The organism is Gordonia sp. NPDC057258 (genome assembly GCF_042668985.1).
GTDB classification, from domain to species: domain Bacteria; phylum Actinomycetota; class Actinomycetes; order Mycobacteriales; family Mycobacteriaceae; genus Gordonia; species Gordonia hongkongensis.
In genome coordinates, this window is sequence record NZ_JBHUXZ010000016.1 from 83560 (window position 1) to 107107 (window position 23548).

General features: G+C 67.7%; 27 protein-coding genes and 1 other RNA gene. 12 read left to right on the top strand and 16 right to left on the bottom strand.

The genetic code is table 11. The features are described from left to right. Positions 1–106: 106 nt before the first annotated feature. The 7 genes from ACFUEJ_RS13620 (at position 107) to ACFUEJ_RS13650 (ending at position 6655) form a co-directional block, all read left to right on the top strand. On the top strand, positions 107–1342 hold the full coding sequence (locus ACFUEJ_RS13620) for a CaiB/BaiF CoA-transferase family protein (RefSeq protein WP_068971896.1): 1236 nt from the start codon (positions 107–109) through the stop codon (positions 1340–1342). Between the two features lie 20 nt (positions 1343–1362). Continuing rightward, on the top strand, positions 1363–2202 hold the full coding sequence (locus ACFUEJ_RS13625; protein WP_065631555.1) for an ABC transporter ATP-binding protein: 840 nt from the start codon (positions 1363–1365) through the stop codon (positions 2200–2202). Continuing rightward, positions 2199–3335: an ABC transporter permease gene (locus ACFUEJ_RS13630; RefSeq protein ID WP_388029946.1), complete on the top strand. Its 1137-nt coding sequence runs from the start codon at positions 2199–2201 to the stop codon at positions 3333–3335. The genes ACFUEJ_RS13625 and ACFUEJ_RS13630 overlap by 4 nt, the downstream gene beginning before the upstream one ends. Further along, positions 3332–3973, top strand: a complete 642-nt coding sequence (locus ACFUEJ_RS13635) for a class I SAM-dependent DNA methyltransferase (RefSeq protein ID WP_388029948.1) — start codon at positions 3332–3334, stop codon at positions 3971–3973. Before ACFUEJ_RS13630 ends, ACFUEJ_RS13635 begins: the two co-directional genes overlap by 4 nt. A 65-nt stretch (positions 3974–4038) precedes the next feature. Further along, a complete protein-coding gene (locus tag ACFUEJ_RS13640; RefSeq protein ID WP_065631558.1) occupies positions 4039–4962 on the top strand; it encodes a metal ABC transporter substrate-binding protein in 924 nt (307 codons plus the stop codon). Beyond that, positions 4959–5780 carry a metal ABC transporter ATP-binding protein gene (locus tag ACFUEJ_RS13645; RefSeq protein ID WP_065631559.1) on the top strand — a complete coding sequence of 274 codons (822 nt, stop codon included), beginning with the start codon at positions 4959–4961 and terminating at the stop codon, positions 5778–5780. The genes ACFUEJ_RS13640 and ACFUEJ_RS13645 overlap by 4 nt, the downstream gene beginning before the upstream one ends. Continuing rightward, positions 5777–6655 (top strand): metal ABC transporter permease, encoded by an 879-nt coding sequence (locus ACFUEJ_RS13650; RefSeq protein ID WP_058253663.1) that lies wholly within the window; start codon positions 5777–5779, stop codon positions 6653–6655. The genes ACFUEJ_RS13645 and ACFUEJ_RS13650 overlap by 4 nt, the downstream gene beginning before the upstream one ends. A 55-nt stretch (positions 6656–6710) precedes the next feature. Here the strand turns inward: ACFUEJ_RS13650 and ssrA are convergent. Next, positions 6711–7084: a transfer-messenger RNA gene (gene ssrA / locus ACFUEJ_RS13655) on the bottom strand. Between the two features lie 162 nt (positions 7085–7246). Here ssrA and ACFUEJ_RS13660 point away from each other — a divergent pair. Next, the gene (locus tag ACFUEJ_RS13660; protein ID WP_388029952.1) at positions 7247–7828 is read left to right on the top strand and encodes a hypothetical protein; all 582 of its coding nucleotides are present in this window, start codon (positions 7247–7249) and stop codon (positions 7826–7828) included. A gap of 1 nt (position 7829) precedes the next feature. Here the strand turns inward: ACFUEJ_RS13660 and smpB are convergent, their stop codons facing one another. The 7 genes from smpB to ACFUEJ_RS13695 form a co-directional block, all read right to left on the bottom strand. Beyond that, positions 7830–8306 (bottom strand): SsrA-binding protein SmpB, encoded by a 477-nt coding sequence (gene smpB / locus ACFUEJ_RS13665; RefSeq protein WP_058253665.1) that lies wholly within the window; start codon positions 8304–8306, stop codon positions 7830–7832. Between the two features lie 90 nt (positions 8307–8396). Continuing rightward, positions 8397–9305 (bottom strand): permease-like cell division protein FtsX, encoded by a 909-nt coding sequence (gene ftsX, locus ACFUEJ_RS13670; RefSeq protein WP_058253666.1) that lies wholly within the window; start codon positions 9303–9305, stop codon positions 8397–8399. 54 nt (positions 9306–9359) lie between these two features. Then, positions 9360–10046, bottom strand: a complete 687-nt coding sequence (gene ftsE, locus ACFUEJ_RS13675; protein ID WP_265969190.1) for a cell division ATP-binding protein FtsE — start codon at positions 10044–10046, stop codon at positions 9360–9362. A 91-nt stretch (positions 10047–10137) separates the two neighbouring features. Next, a complete protein-coding gene (locus ACFUEJ_RS13680) occupies positions 10138–10740 on the bottom strand; it encodes a hypothetical protein (RefSeq protein WP_288811814.1) in 603 nt (200 codons plus the stop codon). Further along, positions 10740–11693, bottom strand: a complete 954-nt coding sequence (locus tag ACFUEJ_RS13685; RefSeq protein ID WP_226513758.1) for a mechanosensitive ion channel family protein — start codon at positions 11691–11693, stop codon at positions 10740–10742. The genes ACFUEJ_RS13680 and ACFUEJ_RS13685 overlap by 1 nt, the downstream gene beginning before the upstream one ends. Beyond that, positions 11693–12808 (bottom strand): peptide chain release factor 2, encoded by a 1116-nt coding sequence (gene prfB / locus ACFUEJ_RS13690; RefSeq protein WP_137810754.1) that lies wholly within the window; start codon positions 12806–12808, stop codon positions 11693–11695. Before prfB ends, ACFUEJ_RS13685 begins: the two co-directional genes overlap by 1 nt. A gap of 46 nt (positions 12809–12854) precedes the next feature. Then, positions 12855–13247 (bottom strand): hypothetical protein, encoded by a 393-nt coding sequence (locus ACFUEJ_RS13695; RefSeq protein WP_205333527.1) that lies wholly within the window; start codon positions 13245–13247, stop codon positions 12855–12857. Positions 13248–13266: 19 nt separating this feature from the next. Between ACFUEJ_RS13695 and hisN the strand changes: the two genes are divergently transcribed. Further along, positions 13267–14076, top strand: a complete 810-nt coding sequence (hisN, locus tag ACFUEJ_RS13700; RefSeq protein ID WP_068971867.1) for a histidinol-phosphatase — start codon at positions 13267–13269, stop codon at positions 14074–14076. 114 nt (positions 14077–14190) lie between these two features. Here hisN and ACFUEJ_RS13705 read toward each other — a convergent pair whose 3' ends face one another. Together ACFUEJ_RS13705 and ACFUEJ_RS13710 are read right to left on the bottom strand one after the other, a co-directional pair. After that, positions 14191–14850: an MBL fold metallo-hydrolase gene (locus tag ACFUEJ_RS13705; protein ID WP_205333526.1), complete on the bottom strand. Its 660-nt coding sequence runs from the start codon at positions 14848–14850 to the stop codon at positions 14191–14193. A gap of 17 nt (positions 14851–14867) precedes the next feature. Then, positions 14868–15326, bottom strand: coding sequence for a DUF2752 domain-containing protein (locus tag ACFUEJ_RS13710; protein WP_058253673.1), 459 nt, complete (start codon positions 15324–15326; stop codon positions 14868–14870). Between the two features lie 179 nt (positions 15327–15505). Here ACFUEJ_RS13710 and ACFUEJ_RS13715 point away from each other — a divergent pair, with 179 nt between their 5' ends. Together ACFUEJ_RS13715 and ACFUEJ_RS13720 are read left to right on the top strand one after the other, a co-directional pair. Continuing rightward, the gene (locus ACFUEJ_RS13715; RefSeq protein WP_388029959.1) at positions 15506–16876 is read left to right on the top strand and encodes an acyl-CoA dehydrogenase family protein; all 1371 of its coding nucleotides are present in this window, start codon (positions 15506–15508) and stop codon (positions 16874–16876) included. 33 nt (positions 16877–16909) lie between these two features. Then, entirely contained in the window at positions 16910–18133 is a 1224-nt protein-coding gene (locus ACFUEJ_RS13720; RefSeq protein ID WP_068971866.1) for an acyl-CoA dehydrogenase family protein, read from the top strand. Between the two features lie 73 nt (positions 18134–18206). Here the strand turns inward: ACFUEJ_RS13720 and crcB are convergent, their stop codons facing one another. From crcB to ACFUEJ_RS13745, 5 genes are all read right to left on the bottom strand, one after another. Beyond that, the gene (gene crcB / locus ACFUEJ_RS13725) at positions 18207–18575 is read right to left on the bottom strand and encodes a fluoride efflux transporter CrcB (protein WP_388029962.1); all 369 of its coding nucleotides are present in this window, start codon (positions 18573–18575) and stop codon (positions 18207–18209) included. Beyond that, entirely contained in the window at positions 18572–19036 is a 465-nt protein-coding gene (locus ACFUEJ_RS13730) for a CrcB family protein (protein ID WP_247449829.1), read from the bottom strand. The genes crcB and ACFUEJ_RS13730 overlap by 4 nt, the downstream gene beginning before the upstream one ends. Positions 19037–19050: 14 nt before the next feature. Next, entirely contained in the window at positions 19051–19533 is a 483-nt protein-coding gene (locus ACFUEJ_RS13735; protein ID WP_388029965.1) for a DUF6790 family protein, read from the bottom strand. 4 nt (positions 19534–19537) lie between these two features. Continuing rightward, entirely contained in the window at positions 19538–21418 is a 1881-nt protein-coding gene (locus tag ACFUEJ_RS13740) for a propionyl-CoA synthetase (RefSeq protein WP_388029967.1), read from the bottom strand. Positions 21419–21527: 109 nt separating this feature from the next. Further along, positions 21528–21971, bottom strand: coding sequence for a MarR family winged helix-turn-helix transcriptional regulator (locus ACFUEJ_RS13745; protein ID WP_065631567.1), 444 nt, complete (start codon positions 21969–21971; stop codon positions 21528–21530). Between the two features lie 72 nt (positions 21972–22043). On the opposite strand from ACFUEJ_RS13745, the gene ACFUEJ_RS13750 reads away from it, so the two are divergent. Next, a complete protein-coding gene (locus tag ACFUEJ_RS13750) occupies positions 22044–22937 on the top strand; it encodes an alpha/beta fold hydrolase (protein WP_137810743.1) in 894 nt (297 codons plus the stop codon). Positions 22938–22947: 10 nt separating this feature from the next. Here ACFUEJ_RS13750 and ACFUEJ_RS13755 read toward each other — a convergent pair whose 3' ends face one another. After that, a complete protein-coding gene (locus tag ACFUEJ_RS13755) occupies positions 22948–23547 on the bottom strand; it encodes an MSMEG_1061 family FMN-dependent PPOX-type flavoprotein (protein ID WP_269553841.1) in 600 nt (199 codons plus the stop codon). Position 23548 lies beyond the last annotated feature (1 nt).

The following is a 23548-nucleotide window of genomic DNA, read 5'->3' on the forward strand; positions in this document are numbered from 1 at the left end:
TCAAACGTTCCGAGTGTGTCGAGCCAGCAGGCGAGACCGCACCGCGATCGGCCGGCCACCCGGGCCGACCCTTGGCGCACGCCGGGTGACCGGCCACACTGTCTGGATGACCGACACCTCGCCGAGACCGATGAGCGACCGTCCCGCCGGCCCGCTCGACGGCGTCACCGTCCTCGAACTGGGCACGCTCATCGCCGGACCACACGCGGCACGGCTGTTGGGTGACATGGGCGCGGACGTCATCAAGATCGAACCGCCCGGCAAGCCCGATCCGATCCGCACCTGGGGACAGGCGGAGGTCGACGGTCACCGCTTCTATTGGACGGTGCACGGCCGCAACAAGAAGGCGGTGACCCTCGATCTGCGGGCGGACCGAGGGCGCGAGCTGTTCCTCGATCTCGTCGAACGGGCCGACATCATCGTCGAGAATTTCCGTCCCGGGACGCTCGAGCGGCTCGGCATCGGCCCGGATGTACTGTCCGCTCGCAACCCGGGCATCGTCGTGGTGCGGGTCTCGGGCTACGGCCAGACCGGCCCGGATTCGACACGAGCCGGGTACGCCTCCGTCGCCGAGGCCGCCAGCGGTCTGCGGTATCTCAACGGCTACCCCGGACAGCTCCCGCCCCGGCTGGCGCTGTCACTCGGCGACACCCTGGCCGGTATGTTCGCCGCGCAGGGCGCCCTCGCGGCACTGTACCGGCGTTCGGTGACCGGCGAGGGGCAGGTCGTCGACACCTCCCTCATCGAATCGTGTGTCGCCGTGCAGGAATCGGCCATCGCGGACTACGACGCAGGTGGCGTCGTCCGCGGCCCGTCGGGCACCCGGCTCGACGGCATCGCACCGTCGAACCTCTACCCGACCAGCGCGGGCACTCACGTCATCATCGCCGCCAACCAGGATTCGGTGTTCGCCCGGCTGTGCGCGGCGATGGGACAACCCGAGCTCGCGACCGACGACCGCTTCGTCGATCACGCCGCGCGCGGACGCAACCAGGACGAGCTCGACGATTTGATCGGCGAATGGTCGCGGCAGTACACACCGGAGAAGCTGACCGAAGTACTCGGTGCCGCGGGAGTCGTTGTCGGACCGGTGAACTCCGTCGCCGAGGTGGTCGCCGACCCGCATCTACAGGCACGGGGGATGATCGCCGAACACTACGACGAGCGTGCGCACCGCACCGTCCTCGGTCCCGGCGTCGTGCCACAGTTCAGCGACACCCCCGGTGGCATCCGCAACGCCGGTCCCCCCGCCCCCGGTTGCGACAACGAGGCCGTCTACGGCGGATTGCTCGGGCTGCCCGAAGACGAGATCGCGGCGTTGCGGACGGCCGGGGTCATCTGACACTCGGCTACGGTCGAGCCATGTCACTGGTCGCGACCGGGCTCTCGCGCACCTTCGGCCGGCACACGGCCGTCGCCGATGCGAGCCTCGAACTCGGATCCGGCAGGATCACCGGGCTCGTGGGGCCCAACGGGGCGGGCAAGACCACCCTGCTCCTGCTTCTCGCCGGCCTGCTCGCCCCCGACACCGGTGCGATCGTGGTCGACGACGCGCCGGCGAAGCCGGCGGACATGCGTCGACTGACGGGGTGGATGCCGGACATCTTCGGCACCTGGGAAAGCCTCACGACGCACGAGATCCTGACGACCTTCGCCAAGCTGTACGGAATGCCCACCACCCAGGCGCGGCAACGCGCCGCCGAACTGCTCGAGTCGGTCCATCTCACCGATTTCGCGACCCGGCCGGCGCACGAGCTGTCGCGCGGCCAGAAACAGCGCCTCGGCTTCGCCCGAGCCCTGGTGCACCGGCCCCGGATTCTGCTGCTCGACGAGCCGGCATCCGGAATGGACCCGCGGTCACGGATGGAGCTGCGCGGCCACTTGCGCCGCCTCGCCGACGACGGGTGCGCCATCCTGGTGTCCTCGCACATCCTCTCCGAGCTGGAGGAGATGGTCGACGACGTCGTGCTGATGACCGGGGGCCGAACCCGCACACCGCACGGTGCGGCCGGCGGGGTGTGGCGGATCCGGCTCGTCGGGCAGCCGCCCGGGCAGGCGCGGGAAGTTCGCTTCGACGACGAGTCCGCTGCCGCGCGGCACCTCGCGCAGGTGGTGTCGTCCGGTGCGGCGGTCAGCGAATTCGCTCCTGTGTCCTCCGGCATCGAAGATGCCTACCTCGCACTCGACCCGGAGCGCCGATGACCACCGAGACGCACGAAGCAGATGTCTCGCCGCGGGCCCGATTCTCGTCGTGGTGGCGGATGGTCGGGGTCATCGTCGAACTCGAACTCCGCCAACGGCTACGGACGACGAGATGGAAGGCCACGCTCGTCGTCGCCTTCGTCGTGACCTCCCTCGCCGTCTTCGGATCGATGTACCTGGCCGTCGGGGCATTCGGCGGCACCTACGCCGGGTGGGCGTCGAATCTGTACGGGCTCCTGATCGGATTCCTGGTGCTACTCGGGATCATCGTGGCCCCAACCCTGGCGGCGACCACGATCAACGGTGACCGCAAGGACGCGACCCTGGCCGTGGTGCAGGACACCGCGATCAGCAATTGGCAACTCGCACTCGGCAAGCTCATCGGCAGTTGGGTGGCGGGGATGGCCTTGGTCGCCGTCGCCGCACCGTATGTGATCTGGGGCTTGGTCGAAGCGCCCCAGCCGATCTGGCGCGGGGTGGTCGGCGCGGTCGTCCTCGCGCTCGTCTTCGCTTGCTACGCGGGGATCGGACTCGGGTTCTCCGCGGTGACGGCGCGACCGGCAGGGTCCGCGGTGCTGACGCAAGCCGCCGTCTTCTTCCTCCTGCTCGGCCTGCCGGTGGTGTTCGGCCTGCTGTATCCGACAGTCGCGCAGACGCATTCGGTGGTCCGCACCGACACGACGGCGACCGACCCATCGAGCCCGACGCCCATCTGGACGTGTCGCGAGGTCACCCGAGGAGAGGAATTCCACCACCACGACCGCATCTGGTGGCTCCTCGCCCCGAATCCGTTCTTCATCGTGGCCGACGCCGTCTCCTCGCCGCCGCAGCACCCGATGAGGACCTCCGACAGCACGGCAGCCCAGGAGATCGCACGGACCCTGTCGGCAGTCCGGGCGGGTCCGTACATCGGCCCGCGGACATGTGCCGACATCTCCTACGGTTACAGCGACGGGAGCGACCCCACCGGCCATCGCGCCCGTGAAGCAGCACATGAGACGTCCGAGATGGGCCACTCGTGGTACGTCGGCCTGGGGATCTATCTGGCGCTCGGCGGACTCGGATACGTTGCCGCGGCACGTCGTCTGCGGATCCCTGCGGGAAAGCTGCCGCGCGGAGTCCGGATCGCATGAGTGCCGGCGACGACTCTGCCGGGTACCAGCCCGGTTACGACGCCCTCGCCGACCTGTACGCCGCGACATTCCCCTCGCCGTTCTCGAACGCGCTGCAGCGCCGCGTGATCGAGTCCTTCGTCGACCACGTTCGCGGGAGCGGGATCCCCGGGACCGTGCTGGACGTGGGTTGCGGACCGGGCGGTGTGACGGCGGAATTGGCCTCCGCCGGTCTCGATGTCCTCGGCGTCGACCCGAGCGCCGAGATGCTGCGGATCGCGAGATCGTCGCATGCCGACCTACGCTTCGTTCTCGACGACGCGCATTTGACCTCGACGGAGCTCGACGACATCGACGTCGCCGCAATCGTGGCGCGCTTCAGCCTGATCCATGTGCCACCCGCGTCCGTTCCCGGCATTCTCGACGGCTGGGCCGGTCGGATGCCCACCGGCGGCGGCGTGCTGGTCGCCGGGCAGACGATCGACACCGACGAGATCGTCGATTTCGATCATCGGGTGGCGCCCGCCTGGCGTTGGCACCCGGATCGGATGGCGGCGGCCCTGGCCGACGCTGGTTTCGACGAGGAGTGGCGCACGGTGAAGCGTGCCGACGACACCCACCGCTTCGCCGAGTTCCATCTCCTCGCGATACGCCGATGACGCCGCTCCCGGGCACATTAGCCCCCGAACTAGAAAGTTCGGTGAACCGAAACTATAGTGTCGGCATGCCCAAGCTCGTGCGTCGCCGGTTCGTCACCGTCGGGGCACTGCTTGCTGCCGTGTGCACGATCCTCGCAGGATGCACGCTGTCGAGTCGGCTGCCCGACGAGAAGGTCGTGCTCACCACGTTCACCGTGCTCGCCGACATCGCCTCGGAGGTCGCCGGCGACCGTCTGCAGGTGGAGTCGATCACCAAGCCGGGAGCCGAGATCCACGGCTACGAGCCGACTCCCGGCGACATCCGCCGGGCCGCGACCGCGTCGCTCGTCCTCGACAACGGTCTCAACCTCGAAGCCTGGTTCGCACAGTTCGTCGACGGCCTCGACGTCCGGCACGTCGTCGTCAGCGAGGGTGTCGAACCGATCGACATTGCGTCGGATGCCTATGCGGGCAAGCCGAATCCGCATGCGTGGATGAGTCCGGTGAATGTGCAGATCTATGTCGACAACATGGTGCGCGCGTTCACCGAGCTCGACCCCGACGGCGCCGCCACCTTCGAATCGAACGCGACCGCGTACAAGCGGCAGCTCCAGCAGGTACAGACCGATCTCACCTCCGCACTCGCCGGACTACCCGCCAACGAGCGGGCCCTCGTCACCTGCGAGGGCGCGTTCTCGTATCTCGCCCGCGACGCCGGACTCGTCGAGCGCTACATCTGGCCGGTCAACGCCGAACAGCAGGCGACGCCGCAACAGGTCGCCGAGACGATCGACTTCGTCCGGGCGAACCGTGTCCCCGGCGTGTTCTGCGAGTCCACGGTCTCCGACGCCCCGATGCGACAAGTCGTGAACGCGACCGACGCCCGGTTCGGCGGCACCCTGTACGTCGACTCGCTCTCCGAGGCCGACGGCCCCGTACCCACCTATCTCGACCTCATCCGCCACGACGTCGCGACCATCGTGTCGGGCCTGACCGGGAGCAACACGTGAACGTCTCAGCGACAAGCGGTTCCGCCATCGAGGTGACGGACGTGACCGTACGGTACGGCGACATCCTCGCGCTCGACCACGCGTCGGTACGAGTACCGTCCGGCCAGGTGTGCGGCCTCGTCGGGATGAACGGATCGGGCAAGTCGACGCTGTTCAAGACGATCGTGGGGTCGGTGACCCCGACGACCGGCACGGTCCGGCTCGGCGGCCGGACCCCCGCCGCGGCGCGTCGGGCCGGCGCGCTCGGTTACGTGCCGCAGTCCGAGGACATCGACTGGAGCTTCCCGGTCTCGGTCCGTGACGTCGTGATGACGGGTCGCTACGGCCATCTCGGATTCACGCGCCGCCCCAAGCGGGCCGACCACGACGCCGTCGACGAAGCCCTCGCACGCGTCGAGCTCACCGACTTCGCCGACCGCCAGATCGGCCAGTTGTCCGGCGGGCAGCGCAAGCGGGCCTTCGTGGCCCGCGGCATCGCACAGGAAGCCGAGATCCTGCTGCTCGACGAACCGTTCGCCGGCGTCGACAAACGCACCGAGGGGACCATCACCGCACTGCTACGCGAACTCGCCGATGCCGGGACGACGATCCTGGTGTCCACGCACGATCTGCAGGTCCTGCCCGAGCTGGCCGACGAGGCGATCCTGCTGATGCGCCGCGTGATCGCGCAGGGCGCGCCGGCCGAGGTGATCACCACCGACAACCTCGTCCGCGCGTTCGGGCTCGATCCGCTCGCCCGACCGACGTTCGAACGCCTCGAGTCCGAACGCCTCGAGTCCGGGCGCCTCGCCACCGATCGCCACGAGGAGGTCTCGTGAACATCGTCGACATCCTTCTCGACCCGTTCGCCTACGCGTTCATGACGCGTGCCCTGTGGGCGACGCTGATCGCCTCGGTCGTGTGTGCGCTGTTGTCGTGCTGGCTCGTGCTGATCGGCTGGTCGCTGATGGGTGACGCGGTCTCGCACGCGGTGCTGCCGGGCGTGGTCCTCGCCTACATCGTCGGCGTGCCGTTCGCCATCGGCGCGGTGATCTTCGGCTTCCTGGCGGTGGCACTGATCGGCGCTGTCCGCGACGGCGGCCGGGTCAAGGAGGACGCCGCCATCGGCATCGTCTTCACCACCCTCTTCGCCTTCGGCCTGGTGCTGATCTCGGTGACGCCGAGCCAGACCGACCTGAACCACATCATCTTCGGCAACCTCCTGGGCGTCTCGACGTCGGATCTCGTGCAGATCGCGATCCTGGGTGCGATCGTGGCGACCTTGCTGCTGCTCAAGAGACGCGACTTCACCCTCTACGCCTTCGACCGCACGCACGCCTTCGCGATCGGACTCAGCCCGAAACTCCTCGGCGCGGCCCTTCTCGCGCTGCTCGCCCTCACCGCGGTGACCGCGCTGCAGGTGGTCGGCATCGTGCTCGTGGTCGCGATGCTCATCATCCCCGGCGCGACGGCCCGACTGCTCACCGATCGCTTCGGCCGGATGCTCGTCATCGCGCCCGCGATCTCGGCGATCTGCGGGGTCATCGGCCTCTACGTCTCCTACTACCAGGACACCTCCCCCGGCGGGATGGTCGTCCTCGTCCAGGGCATCGCGTTCTTCGGTGTCTACCTGTTCAGCCCGACCCACGGCGTCGTCACCAAACGACGCAAGCATCGCGAGAGCGCGACGCTCGATGCGCTGAGTACCGGTTAGCGAACCGGCCGGCGCGAAACGAAAGGCGCCCCACCGAATCCGGTGGGGCGCCTTCTCGTGGAGCTGCCGGGAATTGAACCCGGGTCCTCCGTCGTGTTGTTAGGGCTTCTCCGTGTGCAGTCCGCTATGTCTCTACTCGGATCTCTCGGTCACGCGAACAAGCCGAGATGACGATCCCAGTCGCTGTTTGATGTTCCGACCTCACCCGCGACCGGCGAGAACGGTGAGCTCCCATGGATGATGCCGGCAACCGGGTCTGGGAGCATAACCCGGGCCGACAGACTAGCCGGCGCTACTCAGGCAGCGAGGGCGTAGTCGCGCTGATTGGAATCGGCGCTTAATTGGTTGCTGCGACGCTCACGGTGGTCTCCAGCCTGCACCGACACGCTTCCCCTATCTCGACGCACGAAGTCGAAACCGATCAGCCCCGAGTAGGACCCGCCGACCGGAGTCAGCGAGCACTTCAGTCTAACAACTCGTCACTCAGAGTTCATTCCCATTACCGGTCGCCTACCGCTCGCCGCGATCACCAGCGCATTCACAGCTGACCGACAGCGTCGACCAAGACACCGCCGGGATCGTGGAGACCTCGTGAGCCGAGGACGGACTCGGCCGACCGACGAGAGCGAGACCGACATGACGCCCCCGACCCCTGGCGGACACGACCCCGACAGCACCTCCCCGGCCCCGCCGGCACCCACGACATCCGACGACGCCGCGACCACACCGATCAGCCCGGAGCCGACCCCGGGAGCGAACTCCCACGAGTCCATCAGCGCGGGCAACTCACCCGACTCGCGCGGCCCGGTCGGCGAACCGAGCCCGGTGGCCCCGAAGACCGCACCGGCCCGGTCGGCCCTGATCGCCGGTGCAGCCGGGCTGGCCATCGTCGCGGGCGCACTCGGCTTCGGCGCCGGCTACATCACCGGGGACAACACGACGCCCGAGCGGCCGTCGCCGGCAGCGGTCTGGCAGCAGGGCGGCAACGGGCCCGGAATGGGCGGCGGTCCCCAGATGGGTGGTCCTCAGATGGGTGGGCCCGGGATGGGCGGCCTGCCGGGCCGACAGAACCAGGACGGCGAGAACGGCTCCGAGTCCGACGACCAAAACGGACCGAACACGTCGCCGGGAACGCCGACTGAGCAACAGGGTCAGGCCGACACCGGCGCGTGAGTCAGCCCATGCCCTTCACGCGGCGGCCGACCTCACGTTCGACCTCACGCTGGGCGGTGCGCTTGGCGATGTCCTGGCGCTTGTCGTGCGCCTGCTTGCCGCGGGCCAGCGCGAGTTCGACCTTCACCTTGCCGTCGTTGAAGTACATCGACAGCGGCACCAGCGTGAGGTTGCCGTCGCGGATCTTGCCGACGAGGTTGTCGATCTCGCGTCGGTGCATCAGCAGTTTGCGCTTGCGGCGGACCGAGTGGTTGGTCCAGGAGCCGTTGCCGTACTCGGCGATGTGCAGGGCATGAAGCCACACCTCGCCGTCGTCGATCGTCGCGAACGCGTCGACCAGCGAGGCCTTGCCCGCCCGCAGGCTTTTCACCTCGGTGCCGACCAGGACGACGCCGGCCTCGTAGACGTCGAGGATGGCGTAGTTGTGCCGCGCCTTGCGGTTGGACGCGATCACATTGCGTCCCTTTTCCTTCGGCATGCACTCACCTCCTCGTAGTGTGGTCGATCGCCCTGTTGGTGACCGACCGGTTGCCGATAGCCGACAATCCGAACCGCCCGGACGGACCGATCATTCCCGGACATAGACACGAAGCGTGACATACGCGGTCGCACCCGCCAACACAATTCCGCCGAGCACCAGCCAGGGTGCGACGAACAGCACGTCGGTCAGCTCGATCCGGGCGAAGAAGCTGACCCCGTACAGCTCGCGTAACGCGTTGTCGAAGAAGAACTTCTTGGCCAGCAACAGACCGCCGATGGCCAGCATCGAGCCGACAAAGGCCGACACCACCGCCTCGAGCAGGAACGGTAACTGGGTGTACCAGCGGGTCGCGCCGACGAGGCGCATGATCGACACCTCGGTCCGTCTGGTGAACGCCGCGACCTGAACCGTGTTGATGATCAACAGGATCGCGGCGATCGCCAGGACCGAAGCGATGGCGAAGGTCGCGTTGCGGACGCCGTCGAGGACACTGAAGATCCGCTGCACGAGCTTGCGGTCGTCCTTGAAGGCGTCCACCCCCAGATCTTTCCGCGTCGCGTACTTGGTGAGCACCGCGTCGAACTGGCCGGGATCGGACACCCGCACACGCAGCGAGGCCGGCAACGTGCCCTCGACGATGTTCTCGGCGAGATCGGGGTTGTTCGCGAAGATCTCCTTCGCGCGTTTGAAGGCCTCGTCCTTGTCGAGGTAGGTCACCGAGGTGACGCCGGGTTCGTTCTCCAGCCCGCGGCGAAGTTGGGCGCACGGGTCGGACTCGCACTGCGGATCACGTTCGGTCACCTCGGGATTGAGATAGAACTCCATCTCCACCCGGTCGAGGAAGATCTGCTGACTCTTGTCCGCCATCTGGATCACCAGGAGCCCACCGCCGAACATTCCCAGCGTGATCGCGGTGGTGATGATCATCGCGATGGTCATGGTCGCGTTGCGGCGGAGTCCGTGGAGAACCTCGCTGATGATGAAATTCGCTCGCATGTCTGCTCAGACAGTCCTTGGGTCTCGGGGAAGTGTGTCGGGTCGGGCTGCGCGTCAGCCGATTCCGTACACGCCCTGCGGATCGTTGCGGACGAGTTGGCCGCTGTCGAACTCGAGAACCCGTCGTCGCATCGCGTCGACGATGTGGCGGTCGTGGGTGGCCATCACCACCGTGGTGCCGCGGCGGTTGACCCGGTCGAGGACGTCGACGATCTCCTCGCTGGTCTCGGGATCGAGGTTGCCGGTGGGCTCGTCGGCCAGGAGCACCAGCGGACGGTTCACGATCGCGCGGGCGATGGCCACGCGCTGCATCTCGCCGCCGGACAACTCGTTCGGCATGCGATCGTGCTTGCCTTCCAGGCCGACGTACTCGAGCACCTCCGGCACCACCCGCTGGATGGTGGAGCGAGGCCGGCCGATCACCTCGAGCGCGAACGCGACGTTCTCGGCCACCGTCTTCTTCTGGAGCAGTCGGAAGTCCTGGAACACACACCCGATCGACTGCCGCAGCTTCGGCACGCTGCGCGCCTTCAGTCGGTTGACGTGGAACTCCCCGAGGTACACCTCGCCGCTCGTCGGGCGGTCCTCTTTCAGGAGGAGGCGGAAGAACGTCGACTTACCCGACCCCGAGGGACCGATGAGAAACGCGAACTCCCCCTTGTCGACCTCGAGGCTCAGATTCCTGAGAGCGGGTCGACTGGACGCCTTGTACTGCATCGTGACGTTCTCCAGCTTGATCACGATGTGCCAGTGTAACGACGACTCCTGAGAGCGCGTTCAGGCACGACGCCCCAGCTCAGCCACCCGCCTGACCAGCGAATTCCCCGCCGGTTCAGCGTGTCGGGACCGTGGTGGTCGGCGTCTGTCCGCCGAAATTCGGGAGCGGGATGTTGGGCAGACCCGGGATGGTCTCGCGGCTCGTACCGGGCGCGGGCGCCGGGGCCCCGTCCGTCGACGAGCCGTCCGTACCCTCGACGCCGCTGGTCGAGTCGGTCGTCGACGGTTCCGTCGAGGTGGTGGTCGTGGATGACGACGTCGACGGTGGCGGCTCGTACGTCGGTTCGACCGTCTGCGATGTCGTCGGCGCGGGCCGTGCCGGTGAGTACACCACACCGTAGCGCTGCGAGGTGTACCCGTACAGCACGCAACAGGCGAGGAAGACCGTAACCAAGATCGCGGTGCTGGTCCGCATCCGGGTGCGGGCGATGTGCCGCCAGTCGTGCCCTCGCTTGCCGTCGGACTCGTCCGGCGACTGCTGCGGCGGTGGGGCCTCGGGGGGGATGCCCTGCGTCGGGATGATCTGTGTCGGGGCGTCGTCGGCGGGGATGTCTCTACCAGGCCCACCCTCGCCGGGCTGCTCGTCGTGGGGCAGGCTCTCGTCAGCCCTGTCCCCAGCCGGCCCGTTCCGGCGCGGGGAATTCGGTGTCTCAGCCATCAGTCTCCCCCGTCCCGAATGCCCTGATCGGCGTGTGTCGCCGGCGGCCCACCCGCGGATCGGACATCGCGGGCGGGCACATTGATGCCCTCACGCGCGAGCGCTCGGATGATGTGGACGCGCAGCGCGCGCCCGACCTCGAACTGCTTGCCCGGAAGCGTACGGGTGACCATGCGCACCGTGATGGCGTCGAGCTCGAGGCTGATGACACCGAGGGACGACGGTGCGTCGAGAAGGAGGTCGTGCCACCGGGGCAGGGCATAGAACTCGCGGCCGACCCGGTCGAGCGTGTCGTTGACGAGCCCGATGTCGGCTTCGGACGGGACCGGGACATCGACGACGGCGCGTGCCCAGTCCTTGGACAGGTTGGTGGCCTTGACGATCTGGCCGTTGGGGACGGTGATGACCTCGCCCTCGGCGGTGCGCAGTTTGGTCACCCGCAGCGTCACGTCCTCGACGGTTCCCTCGGCCGGCGCGTTGCCCGTCACCGTCAGGTTGACGACGTCGCCGTAGCCGTACTGCTTCTCCGCGACGACGAAGAAACCGGCGAGGATGTCCTGCACGATGCGCTGCGCACCGAAGCCGAGGGCGGCACCGATCACCGCGGTGGGTCCGGTCAACCCGCTCAGCGGAATGCCGAACACCGACAGGGTGTGCACGATGACGATGATCCCGATCACCACGATCAGCGTCCACGCCACCACGTCGACCAGTGCGCGACGGTGTTTGGCGTCCTCGGTCTGCACGATGAGGTCGCTGGTGGAGAACCGCGAGTCCACCCGGGAGGCGTACTTGTCGGCGCCCCACCGGATCAATCGGGCGAGTAGCACCGCGCCCAGGATCCAGATGAGGATCTCCAAGCCGTTGGTGGCCATCCACACGTAGACCCGACCGATCAGGACCTCGGTCGGACTCGGCGGCGCGGCGAGCAGCAGGACTGCGGGGTCGGGCATCACGCTTCGGCGGTCGCCATCCGCCAGCGAATCCCGGCCTCGATGAACTTGTCCAGCTCGCCGTCGAGCACCGACGTCGGGTTGTTGTCCTCGACGCCGGTCCGCAGGTCCTTCACCATCTGGTACGGGTGCAGCACGTACGACCGCATCTGGTTGCCCCAGCTCGAACCGCCGTCACCCTTCAGCGCGTCGAGTTCGGCGCGTTCCTCCTGCCGTTTGCGGTCGAGCAGTTTGGCCTGCAGGACGCGCATCGCCGACGCCTTGTTCTGCAACTGGCTCTTCTCGTTCTGACAGGTCACGACGATGCCGGTGGGAATGTGGGTGAGGCGAACCGCGGAATCGGTCGTGTTGACCGACTGCCCGCCAGGACCCGAGGACCGGTAGACGTCGACCTTGATGTCGTTCTCGTCGACGTCGATGTGGTCGGTGGTCTCGACCACCGGCAACACCTCGACCTCGGCGAAGGACGTCTGTCGTCGGCTCTGGTTGTCGAACGGGCTGATCCGCACGAGTCGGTGCGTACCCTGCTCGACCGAGAGCGTGCCGTACATGTACGGGGCCTTCACCGCGAACGTCGCGCTCTTGAGGCCCGCTTCTTCGGCGTAGGAGGTGTCGTAGACCTCGACCCCGTACCCCTTCTGCTCGGCCCACCGGATGTACATGCGCATGAGCATCTGCGCCCAGTCCGCCGCGTCGACGCCGCCCGCACCGGAGCGGATGTTGACGACCGCGTCGCGCGAGTCGTACTCGCCGGCGAGCATTGTCTTGACCTCCATCGCCTCGATGTCGGTCCGCAGGCTCTCACGTTCGGCATCGGCGTCGGCCAGCGCAGCCGTCTTGTCGTCACCCTCTTCGGCCTCGGCGAGCTCGTAGAGCACGGGTAGATCCTCGAGGCGCTGCCGCAACTCCGAGACCTTCCGGAACTCGGACTGCGCGTGCGAGAGCTCGCTGGTCACCTTCTGGGCGTGGTCCTGGTCGTTCCACAGGTCGGGATCCGAGGCCTGCATCTCCAGCTCGTCGATGCGACGACGGAGCTCCTCGAGGTCGAGCACCTTCTCCACGGTGGTCAAGGTGGCGTCGAGGGATTCGAGGTCTGCGGTCACGTCGGGATGCACGGTGATCCAGAGTACCGACAGACGGGCACGCGAGCGCCCGGGAGGATCAGACTGGGCCGGGACCGGCTTCGGGCATCACCCCGAACCGCCACGACGTCGCGGCCTTCTGCGGTTTGTAGAGGACCGGCAGATCGTCGCCGACCTGGGGCCAGGGGTCGCCCGCGCCCAGCACGAGCGTCCCGTACACCTCGGTCGGACTGGTCTCGGGACCGACGATCGTCCCGGAGATGGTGCAGAACCGGTTTCCGTCCTTGTCGGCCGCGCTCTTGGTCGGCTCGTCGTCGCGGTCGGAGACCCCGACGACCGTGAACGTGCCCTGTACGAACTGGGAGGCCTTGGCCGCCGACATCGGCTGCGGGTTGCGGCCGCGCTGCCACTGCACCACCAGCACCACCACGAGAGCCGCGATCAACAGGGTGAACGTCACGGTCAGCACCATGACAGCTACCCTACCGGGCATGTCCGTCCCTCCCGGTCCGACGACGTTCAGCGATGACCTCGAGCTCGCGCTCTCCCTCGCCGATTCCGCCGACGCGCTCACCATGGACCGCTTCGGCGCCGTGGACCTGAAGGTGGACGACAAGCCGGATCTCACACCGGTGTCCGATGCCGACCTGGCGTGCGAAACCCTGATCCGCGAACGCCTTTCGGCCCGTCGTCCCGCCGACACCGTGCTCGGTGAGGAGTTCGGCGGCGACGCCGTGTTCTCCGGGCGGCAGTGGGTCGTCGATCCCATCGACGGGACCAAAAACTTCGTCCGCGGCGTCCCGGTATGGGCCACGCTGATCGCGCTCCTCATCGACGGCGTACCCACGGTCGGGGTTGTCTCGGCACCGGCACTTCGCCGACGCTGGTGGGCGGCAACAGGTCTCGGTGCGCACGTGCGTTTCGACGAGGATGTCCGACGCCTGTCGGTGTCCGGGGTGGCCGATCTAGGGTCGGCGAGCCTCGCGTTCTCGAGCCTGTCGGGCTGGGCCGATCGCGGCATCCGCGGGAAGTTCATCGACCTCACCGACCGGGTGTGGCGCGTGCGCGGCTACGGCGACTTCTTCAACTACTGCCTCGTCGCCGAGGGCGCGGTCGACGTGACCGCCGAACCCGAGGTCTCGCTGTGGGACCTGGCGCCGCTCGACATCCTGGTACGCGAGGCAGGCGGACGCTTCACCGCCCTCGACGGCACGCCCGGACCCGCCGGCGGCAGTGCGATCGCCAGCAACGGACTGCTGCACGACGAGGTGCTGGGAGCGCTGCGCGTCGACCCTTCGTGACGCTCGCAAGCTCGCTCCTCAGGGACCGGAGGGAGCCCGCTCGCAGGCCCCCCTCGCTGGTTGAGCCGGTGAGGAGCGCAGCGACGAACCGAGTCGAAGCCACCTCCCGGCCCCTCACACCTGCGTGGCGCTCTCCTTTTCCAGCACCGTGAACTCGGTCGCGTCGTCCTTCATGTCCGCGAGTCGCCCGTAGTGGATGCCGCTGCCGGCGTCGGACAGGACCGCCTGATGGATGGGGACGGCGACGCGCGGCGCCATCGCCCGGAGGTAGTCGACCGATTCGCTGAGTTTCATCCATGGCGCGGCCGACGGCAGCGCGAGAACATCGACATGCTCGAACGGAATGTAGAACGAGTCCCCCGGATGCATGAATTGGCCCGGCTGGTCGGCGGTCCCGAGGACATAGGCGACGTTGTCGATGACCGGGATCTCGGGATGGATGACGGCATGCCGGCCGCCGGTGAAACGCGCGGTGAGCGAACCGATCTCGATCTGGTCCCCGCTGCGGGCGGCCGTCCACGTGCCGGCCACGTCGTCGTCGTTGAGCTGCTTGGTCGTCTGGGGATCGGCGTAGAGAATCGCGTCGGGGTTCGCGGCGACGAGGTCGGGGAGCTTCGCGACGTCGCAGTGATCGGGATGCTGGTGGGTGATCAGGATGGCGTCGAGACCGCTGAGGCCGTCGAAACCGTGGGAGAAGTTCCCCGGGTCGAAGAGCACCTTGGTCCCGTCGATCTCGACGAGCAGACAGGAATGGCCGAAGTGGGTGATCTGCATGACTCCACTGTGCCCGTTCACACGACGACCGGGAAGAACCCCCACCCGAACGCGGCGTCGAGGATTCGCACGAAACCGTAGGTCAGCCACACCCCCAGCAGGACGGCGCCGACGGGTCCGAGCACGCGGTCGCGCCAGCCGGCGAGCGGCGCCCCGCGACGGCGCACCAGGGTGACCGTCGCCGCGACGACGGTCACCGCGGTCAGCACCAGGAACACCGGACCGAAGGCATTGAAGGTGAACGCGGACCCGACGTCGCCGTGCATGAAGGCAACCCAGCTCCGGGTGAGTCCGCAGCCGGGACACGGAAGGCCGGTCATCACCGCGAACGGACACAGCGGCGGTCCGCTCTCCACACCACTCGGACTGAACACACACGCGGCGCCGAGCGCGGCGGCACCGACCACCGCGACGGTCGTCGCGCCCACCACCTGAGTGCCTGATAAGCCCTGTTCGCGGCGGTGATCGAGGGTCATGCGGCCAGCGTAGCGGGTGTGCGGAACGGTGGTGTCGGGCAAGTGCGTGACAAACTTCTTACTCCGAAGTAAGGTATGGACTTACTACTGAGTAAGATAGGTCGCATCGACCCTCCACCCACACGTGGATCCACGCACAGACCCCCACCGGGGCGACTGGAAAGAAACGGCTGGTGATCATGACAACCCACACCGAACCGCGCGACACCTCCGCAGTCGGCCGCAACCCGCACCCGCGCAACTTCATCGGCACCGCGATGCGCGTCCTGACCACGGTGACGGGCTCCGAGTTCGCCGAGAAGTACAAGATCCGCGAACCGATCAACCGCATCGCCTACCAGGGCACCAAGACCGGATTCCAGACCCTCGGGGCGGCGAACCGAGCGTTCAAGGCCGCTCAGGGCGGCGGCTCGGGCCTGGCCAAGCGTCTCACCAGCACGCCCAAGGACTACTTCAACCTCACCCCCGACGACGAACAGCAGATGATCGCCGAGACGGTGAAGGAGTTCGCCACCGAGCTCCTGCGTCCGGCGGCACACGATGCCGACGCCGCCGCGGCGGCCCCCGAAGACCTGGTCAAGCGGTCTGCCGAGCTCGGCATCACCATGATCAACGTCCCCGAGGAGTTCGAGGGCGCCGCCTCCGAGCGCGGGGTCGTGACCAACGCGCTCGTCGCCGAGGCGATGGCCTACGGCGACATGGGCCTGGCGCTTCCGCTCCTCGCGCCGAGTGGCGTGGCCACCACCCTGACCAACTTCGGTACCGACGAGCAGCAGCGCACCTACCTGCCCGACTTCGCCGGGGAGAACGTGCCCCAGTCCGCGGTCGTCATCGCCGAGCCGCGTCCGCTGTTCGACGCCTTCTCGTTGAGCACCAAGGCAACTCGCGTGCCGAGCGGGTTCCGTCTCAACGGTGTCAAGTCCTTCGTCCCGGCTGCCGGCTCGTCGGAACTGTTCATCGTCGGCGCCCAGCTCGACGGCGAGCCGGGCCTCTTCATCGTCGAATCCGACACGAAGGGTCTGATCGTCGAGGCCGACCCGGGCATGGGTGTGCGCGCCGCGGGCATGGGTCGTCTGCTGCTGCAGGACGTCGCCGTACCGGCGACCGCCATCATCGGCGGCGAGGCCGACGCCGCGACGTCGGCGTACCGCGACGTCGTTCGCCTGTCCCGGCTGGGCTGGTCGGCGCTGGCCGCGGGCACCGCACGCGCCGTCCTCGACTACGTGATCCCCTACGTCAACGAGCGCGAGGCGTTCGGCGAGCCGATCTCCAACCGTCAGGCGGTGGCCTTCATGGTCGCCACGATGGCGACCGAGGTCGACTCGATCCGCCTCGTCACGCTGCGCGGTGCCGCGCGCGCCGAGCAGGGTCTGTCCTTCGCCCGCGAAGCCGCACTGGCGCGCAAGCTGACCATCGACAAGGGGCTGCAGATCGGCCTCGACGGCGTCCAGCTGCTCGGCGGCCACGGCTTCACCAAGGAACACCCCGTCGAGCGCTGGTACCGCGATCTCCGCGGTGCCGGCATCGGCGAAGGCATCGTCGTCCTCTGACCGCGATTTGCGAACGTAGCGAAAGAACCTCTCATGAGCATCAATCTCGAACTCCCGAAGAAGCTGCGCGTCACCGTCGACCAGGCCCATCAGGCGGCCGCGGAGATCTTCCGGCCCATCTCGCGCAAGTACGACCTGCGCGAGCACGACTACCCCGTCGAGCTCGACACCCTCGCCAGCCTGTACGACGGTCTGTCCGAGACCGGACAGGCCGGTGCGGGCGCCGACGGCGGACGTAGCCAACAGAAGAAGGACAAGCCCAAGGCCGAGGGCGCCGTGGTCAACGGCGGCAACATGCAGTCCGTCGTCAACGTGATGGAGACCTCCTGGGGCGATGTCGGCCTCATGCTCTCGATTCCCTATCAGGGACTGGGGAACTCGGCGATCGCCGCCGTCGCGACCGACGAGCAGCTCGAGCGCTTCGGCAAGGTGTGGGCGGCCATGGCCATCACCGAGCCCGGCTTCGGCTCCGACTCGGCCGCCGTCTCGACCACCGCCACCCTCGACGGCGACGAATACGTCATCAACGGCGAGAAGATCTACGTGACGGCGGGATCCCGCGCCACCCACATCGTCGTCTGGGCGACCGTCGACAAGAGCGCCGGCCGCGCCGCCATCAAGAGCTTCGTGGTGCCGCGTACCCATCCGGGTGTCACCGTCGAACGCCTCGAGCACAAGCTGGGTATCAAGGTCTCCGACACGGCGGCGATCCGCTTCGAGAACTGCCGGATTCCGAAGGAGAACCTGCTCGGCTCACCCGAGGTCGACACCAAGAAGGGCTTCGGCGGGGTCATGCAGACCTTCGACAACACCCGCCCGCTGGTGGCCGGCATGGCCGTCGGCGTGACCCGTGCCGCGCTCGAGGAACTGCGCGCGATTCTCGACGAGGCCGGCATCGAGGTCGACTACGATCGGCCTGCCGCCGACCAGCACGCCGCCGCTGCCGAGTTCCTGCGCATGGAGGCGGATTTCGAGGCCGCGTACCTGCACACCATGCGGGCCGCCTGGATGGCCGACAACAAGCAGCCGAACTCGACCGAGGCGTCGATGTCCAAGGCGAAGGCGGGCCGCACCGCCACCGACGTCACCAACAAGGTCGTCGAACTCACCGGCACCCTCGGCTACTCGGAGCGGTTGCTGGTGGAGAAGTGGGCGCGCGACTCCAAGATCCTCGACATCTTCGAGGGGACGCAGCAGATCCAGAATCTGATCATCGCCCGGCGTGTGCTGAACAAGAGCAGCGCCGAACTCAAGTGATCATCTGACACAACGCCTCTCGGCCCCGCGACGGAGCTTCCGTCGCGGGGCCGAGTCGTTGGTGGGCCGGCGATCAGACGAGCCACACCACCCACACGGCGGCCGCACACGCGAACACCGACGCGACCAGCGTTCCGACGGCGTACGCGGCGGACCGCCACCTGTCCTTCTGCTGCCCCAGCCGCACCGTCTCGAACGCAGCCGTACTGAAAGTCGTGTAGCCACCGCAGAATCCGGTCCCGAAGACCAGTTGCCAGTCGTGCGGCGCCCCGTGGAAGACGACGAGACCGGCGAGCACACCCAACAGTGCCGACCCGCTGACGTTGATCGCGAAGGTGCCCCAGTGCGTCGTCGACGGCCATCGGCGTCGAATCGCTCCGTCGACGACGAACCGGGTGACGGCACCGAGCGCTCCCGCCACCATCACGGCGAACGCGATCACGACCGTTCCCTCCGCCCGGCGATCGTCGATGCGACTCCGATCCCGCAACCCGCCGCGAGAACCCCCAGCACCACGCTCAGCACCGCATACATGGTTGCGGTCACGACCGCCGAAGCCCGTGTCAGTTCGGTGATCTCCAGCGCGAAGGTGCTGTAGGTGGTCAGCGCCCCACAGATGCCGGTGCCGCCGAAGAGACGGATGCGCTGGCGCCATCCGTCGTCGGGTCCCGAACGCATCAGCAACTCGAGCAACGCTCCCAGCACGAACGCGCCGGCGACGTTCACCCCGAAAGTGGCCCAGGGCCACTGCCCTTCGACGGCCGGGAACGAGTTCTCGGCCCACAGCCGGAGCCCGGTGCCGAGAATCCCGCCGGCGAACACCCAGGCGACGGCCTGCACACGCAGGTGCACAGGGCGTTCGTCCGGATCGACCGGGAGTTCGCGGTGCTCGTCTCGGTGCACGCGCCAAGTCTCCGCTACGTGACCGACACGTACAACACGATCAGGTAGATCGGTACCAGCACGTCGAAGAAGAAGATGGGACCGGCGTTGCCCGCCCTGAAGTTCCGCCGGGTCACCATCTCCCGTACGTGCCCGACCGCGGCGCCCAGGTAGAACACCGAGAACGCGATGATGGTGGCGAGGGTGAACTCGTCACCGAAACCCGATGCGAGCACGCCCAAGACACCCGTCGCCAGGCTGGCGAGCCCGACCTCCCATTGCCACGGCGTCTTCGGGGGCCACCCGATCGACTCGGCGATCGGCTCGCCGAAGAACATGTGGCCGCACCCGGTCATCCATCCCTGGACACCGATCATCCACAGCACGGAGTTCTCGAGCAGATCCCGGCCCAGGTCACCACCCGGGGTCGACGCGTCGACGATCGTGGTGATGATCGTGCCGACCAACCCGACGAACGGCACCAGCCGGATCGCGGTGCGAAGCACACCATCGAGCATCGACTCAGCCCTCGAGTTGTGCGGCCAGCGCGGTCAGGACATCGGGGTCCTCGATGGTGGAGGGCACGGTGTACTCCTCGTGGTCGGCGATCTGCCGCATGGTCTTTCGAAGGATCTTGCCCGACCGTGTCTTCGGCAGCGCCGGCACCACCGTCACGTCGCGGAACGTCGCGACGGCCCCGATCTCGTCGCGCACCATGGCCACGAGTTCGGTGCGCAGTGTCTCGGCGTCGATGTCGACGCCGGACTTGAGCACCACGTACCCGCTGGGACGCTGGCCCTTCAGTTCGTCGTGGATCCCGATGACCGCGCACTCGGCCACCGCAGGGTGCGACGCCACCACCGCCTCGATACTGCCCGTCGAGAGCCGGTGTCCGGCAACGTTGATCACGTCATCGGACCGGCCGAGAACGAACACGTAACCGTCGGCATCGACGTAGCCGGAGTCGCCGGTCAGGTAGACGCCGTCGAACGCCGACAGATACGACTTGCGGTACCGCTCCTCGTCGCGCCACAACCCGGCGAGGGTTCCGGGCGGCAGCGGCAGACCGATGACGATGTTGCCCTCCTCGTCCGGGCCCAGCGAATTGCCCTCGGCGTCGACGACCCCCACGCGGTAGCCGGGAACGGGGACCGTCGGCGAGCCCGCCTTGATCGGCATCGGTTCCAGGCCACGGAGATTCGCCGCAATCGCCCAACCGGTCTCGGTCTGCCACCAGTGGTCCACGACCGGGACACCGAGCACCTCCGAGGCCCACGTGAACGTGTCCGGGTCGAGTCGCTCGCCCGCTGCGAACAACGTCTCGAGCGAGGACACGTCGTACTTGCTCAGTTCGGTGGCGTCCGGGTCGGCCTTGCGGATTGCGCGGATCGCGGTGGGTGCGGTGAACAACGCCTTCACCCCGTGTTCGCCGATGACACGCCAGAACGCGCCCGCGTCCGGGGTACCGACCGGCTTGCCCTCGTACATCACCGACGTCGCTCCGACGAGGAGGGGCCCGTACACGATGTAGGAGTGTCCGACGACCCACCCGACATCCGAGGCGGTCCACCACACGTCGCCGGCGGCGATGTCGTAGATGTTCGCCATCGACCATGTCAGGGCCACCGCATGCCCGCCGTTGTCGCGGACGACGCCCTTGGGCTTCCCGGTGGTCCCCGAGGTGTAGAGGATGTACAGCGGATCGGTGGCCTTGACCGCGACCGGCTCGACCGGATCGGCACCGGCGAGCACGTCGTCCCAGTCGAGCCAACCCTCGTGATCCGCTGCGACACCGCCGATCTCGGGACGGTCCTTGACGATGACGACGCGCGGGGGCGTCGCCGACAACTCGATGGCCTTGGCCACCATCGGCAGATACTCGACGACCCGGCCCGGTTCCAGACCGCCCGAGGCGGTGAGGACGGCGACGGGCTCGGCGTCGTCGATACGGGTCGCGAGCTCACGGGCGGCGAAACCGCCGAAGACCACCGAGTGCACCGCGCCGATCCGCGCGCACGCCAGCATCGCGACGGCCGCCTCGGGAATCATCGGCATGTAGATCACCACGCGATCTCCGTAACCGATCCCTTGCCCGGTGAGGACACCGGCGAATCGCGAGACCTCGTCGAGCAGTTCGGCGTAGGAGTACCGACGGACCTCGCCCACCATCGCCGAGTCCCAGATCAGCGCGGTCCGGTCGCCGTGTCCCGCCGACACGTGGCGATCGAGGGTGTTGGCACAGGTGTTCAGGGTCGCGTCCGGGAACCAGCGGTAGAGCGGGGCGGCAGAGTCGTCGAGCGCGGAGGTGGGTGGGGTGATCCATTCGACGCCGGTGGCGGCGTCGAGCCAGAAAGCCTCCCGATCGTCGGCTGCTCGTGTGAACGCTTCGATGTACCGGCCCATGGCCATCCCTTCGCCGTCGTCGGTGAGGGCACCGGTGTCGTCGGTGCCGCATCGCCCTTCGAGGGTATCGGTGTGACCGTCACCACGAAAATGAGATGCCCGGTCTCGGTCAGCGGCTGCGAGCGTCGGCCACCGCAGTCGTGACCCGATCGAGGAAGGTGCGGATGGCGGCAAGTTCATCGTCGGAGAATCCGTCGGCCACGGCGATGACCTGCTCGATGAGCGGTCCGAAGAACGACCACCCCATCTGCTGAGCCGCGTCGGTGACGTGCAGCGCCACCTTCCGACGGTCGGTGCCGTCCCGCGAGCGCGAAACCAGGCCCTTCGTCTCCAGGCGATCTATCAGGGCCGTCGTCGATGCGCTGTTGAGGCCGAGATGACCGGCCAGCCAACCCGGCGACGCGACGTCGCCTGACCGCTGCCGGTCCAACAGCGCGACGAGGGCTCGGAGATCGGTGGCGTGCAATTCGTTTCGGGCGGCGAAAGCGGAGCCGAACACATCGAGCTCCAAGGTCAACGATCGCAACCGGTGCACGAGGTCGTCGTTGTTCACACGGTTACTGTACTCGTCACCACTCGACAGTCTAGTATCTCGATGATCGAGTAATTTGCCGGAGGGAGTCCGATGTTCGCCAAGGTCCGCCCGACGATCGACACCTTTGCCGCCACGCCCGACGGCGCCACGTTCTTCGCCCACTACGACGCCCTCGTGCAGAGGTCGTCCGCCACACCACTCGACATCGGCAGTCGGTTCGGCACCACGCGAGTCAACAGTTTCGGACCGGCCGGGACCAGACCGGTGATTTTGCTGCCAGGCGGCGGGGCGACCTCGATGGCCTGGGTGAACGTCGCCGGCTCCCTCGCACGAACACGCCGGGTACACGCAGTCGACCTCATCAACGACGTCGGCCGTTCCCACGTGACCCGGCCCCCGGACACCGCAGGCGACCTACTCGACTGGCTGTCGTCCGTCCTCGACGGGCTCGGCGCCGCACGCGTCGACCTCGCCGGCCACTCCTACGGTGCCATGGTCGCGCTGGCCTACGCGGTCGGTCCCGGCAAGGACCGGGTGGACCGGCTCGCGCTCGTCGACCCCACCTCGTCCTTCACCGGCCTGCGCACGACCTATCTCCTGCGGGCTCTGCCAGTCTTGTTGTCTCCCAACCCCGGGCGGCTCCGGCGTTTCCTCCGATGGGAGACCGGTGGGGCCGCGTTGAACCCCGACTGGCGTGACATGTACTGCGCCGGAGCCCGGTTCCCCACCGCGCCGACCGTGGTTCCGAAACGGCCCACCGATGAAGCACTCTCGGCACTGGGAGACGGCGGGTCGGTGACCGTGATAGTCGCCCCCGACAGCCGGGCGCACGATCCGAGGGTCGTCTCACGGCGTGTACGGGCATTGTTGCCCTCGGCGCGGGTGACGATGCTGCACAGCGGCAGTCATCACACTGTTCCCCTCGAACCCGCGGACGAGATCGCTGATGCACTCGTCGGCGCTTTCGACGACACCTCGGCGTAGCTCGCCGCCCTCAGTAGAGGTAGGGACGGAAGCTGTCCTCGGTGAACCGTTCGTTGCCCGCTTCGGGCATCACGCGCCGGGTGATCTCCGCGACCGACGGCAGCGCGTCGGGTCGCCATGAGTCCGGCTTCCACAGGTCTGACCGGAGAAACGCCTTGGGACAGTGGTAGAACACCTCGTCGACGGTGATCTCCACCGCGAGGATCGGCCGCTTACCGCTGACCGTGAGGTCGTCGAAGTAGTCGGCGTCGTCGACGATGCGGGCGCGGCCGTTGATCCGCAGCGTGTCCCCGCGACCGGGTACGACGAAGATGGTGCCCGCGTTGGGGTTCCGGAGTATGTTCACGTAGCCGTCGACACGACGGTTGCCCGGCCGCTCGGGTATCGCGATGTGCCGGTCGTCGATGACGTGGACGACCTTGCCGGCCGGGTCGCCCTTGGGCGACACGTCGATCCGTCCGAGTTCGTCGGCGGTCGCCAGGAACACCATCGGCGACTCCGCGAGCCATTCCCGGTCGACGTCGGCGAGTGAGTTCCGCGCCTTGTCGCGGATGAGCTCCATCGGATGGCCGACGATCTCCCGCAGCCTCGACTCGTCGGTGATGTGCATC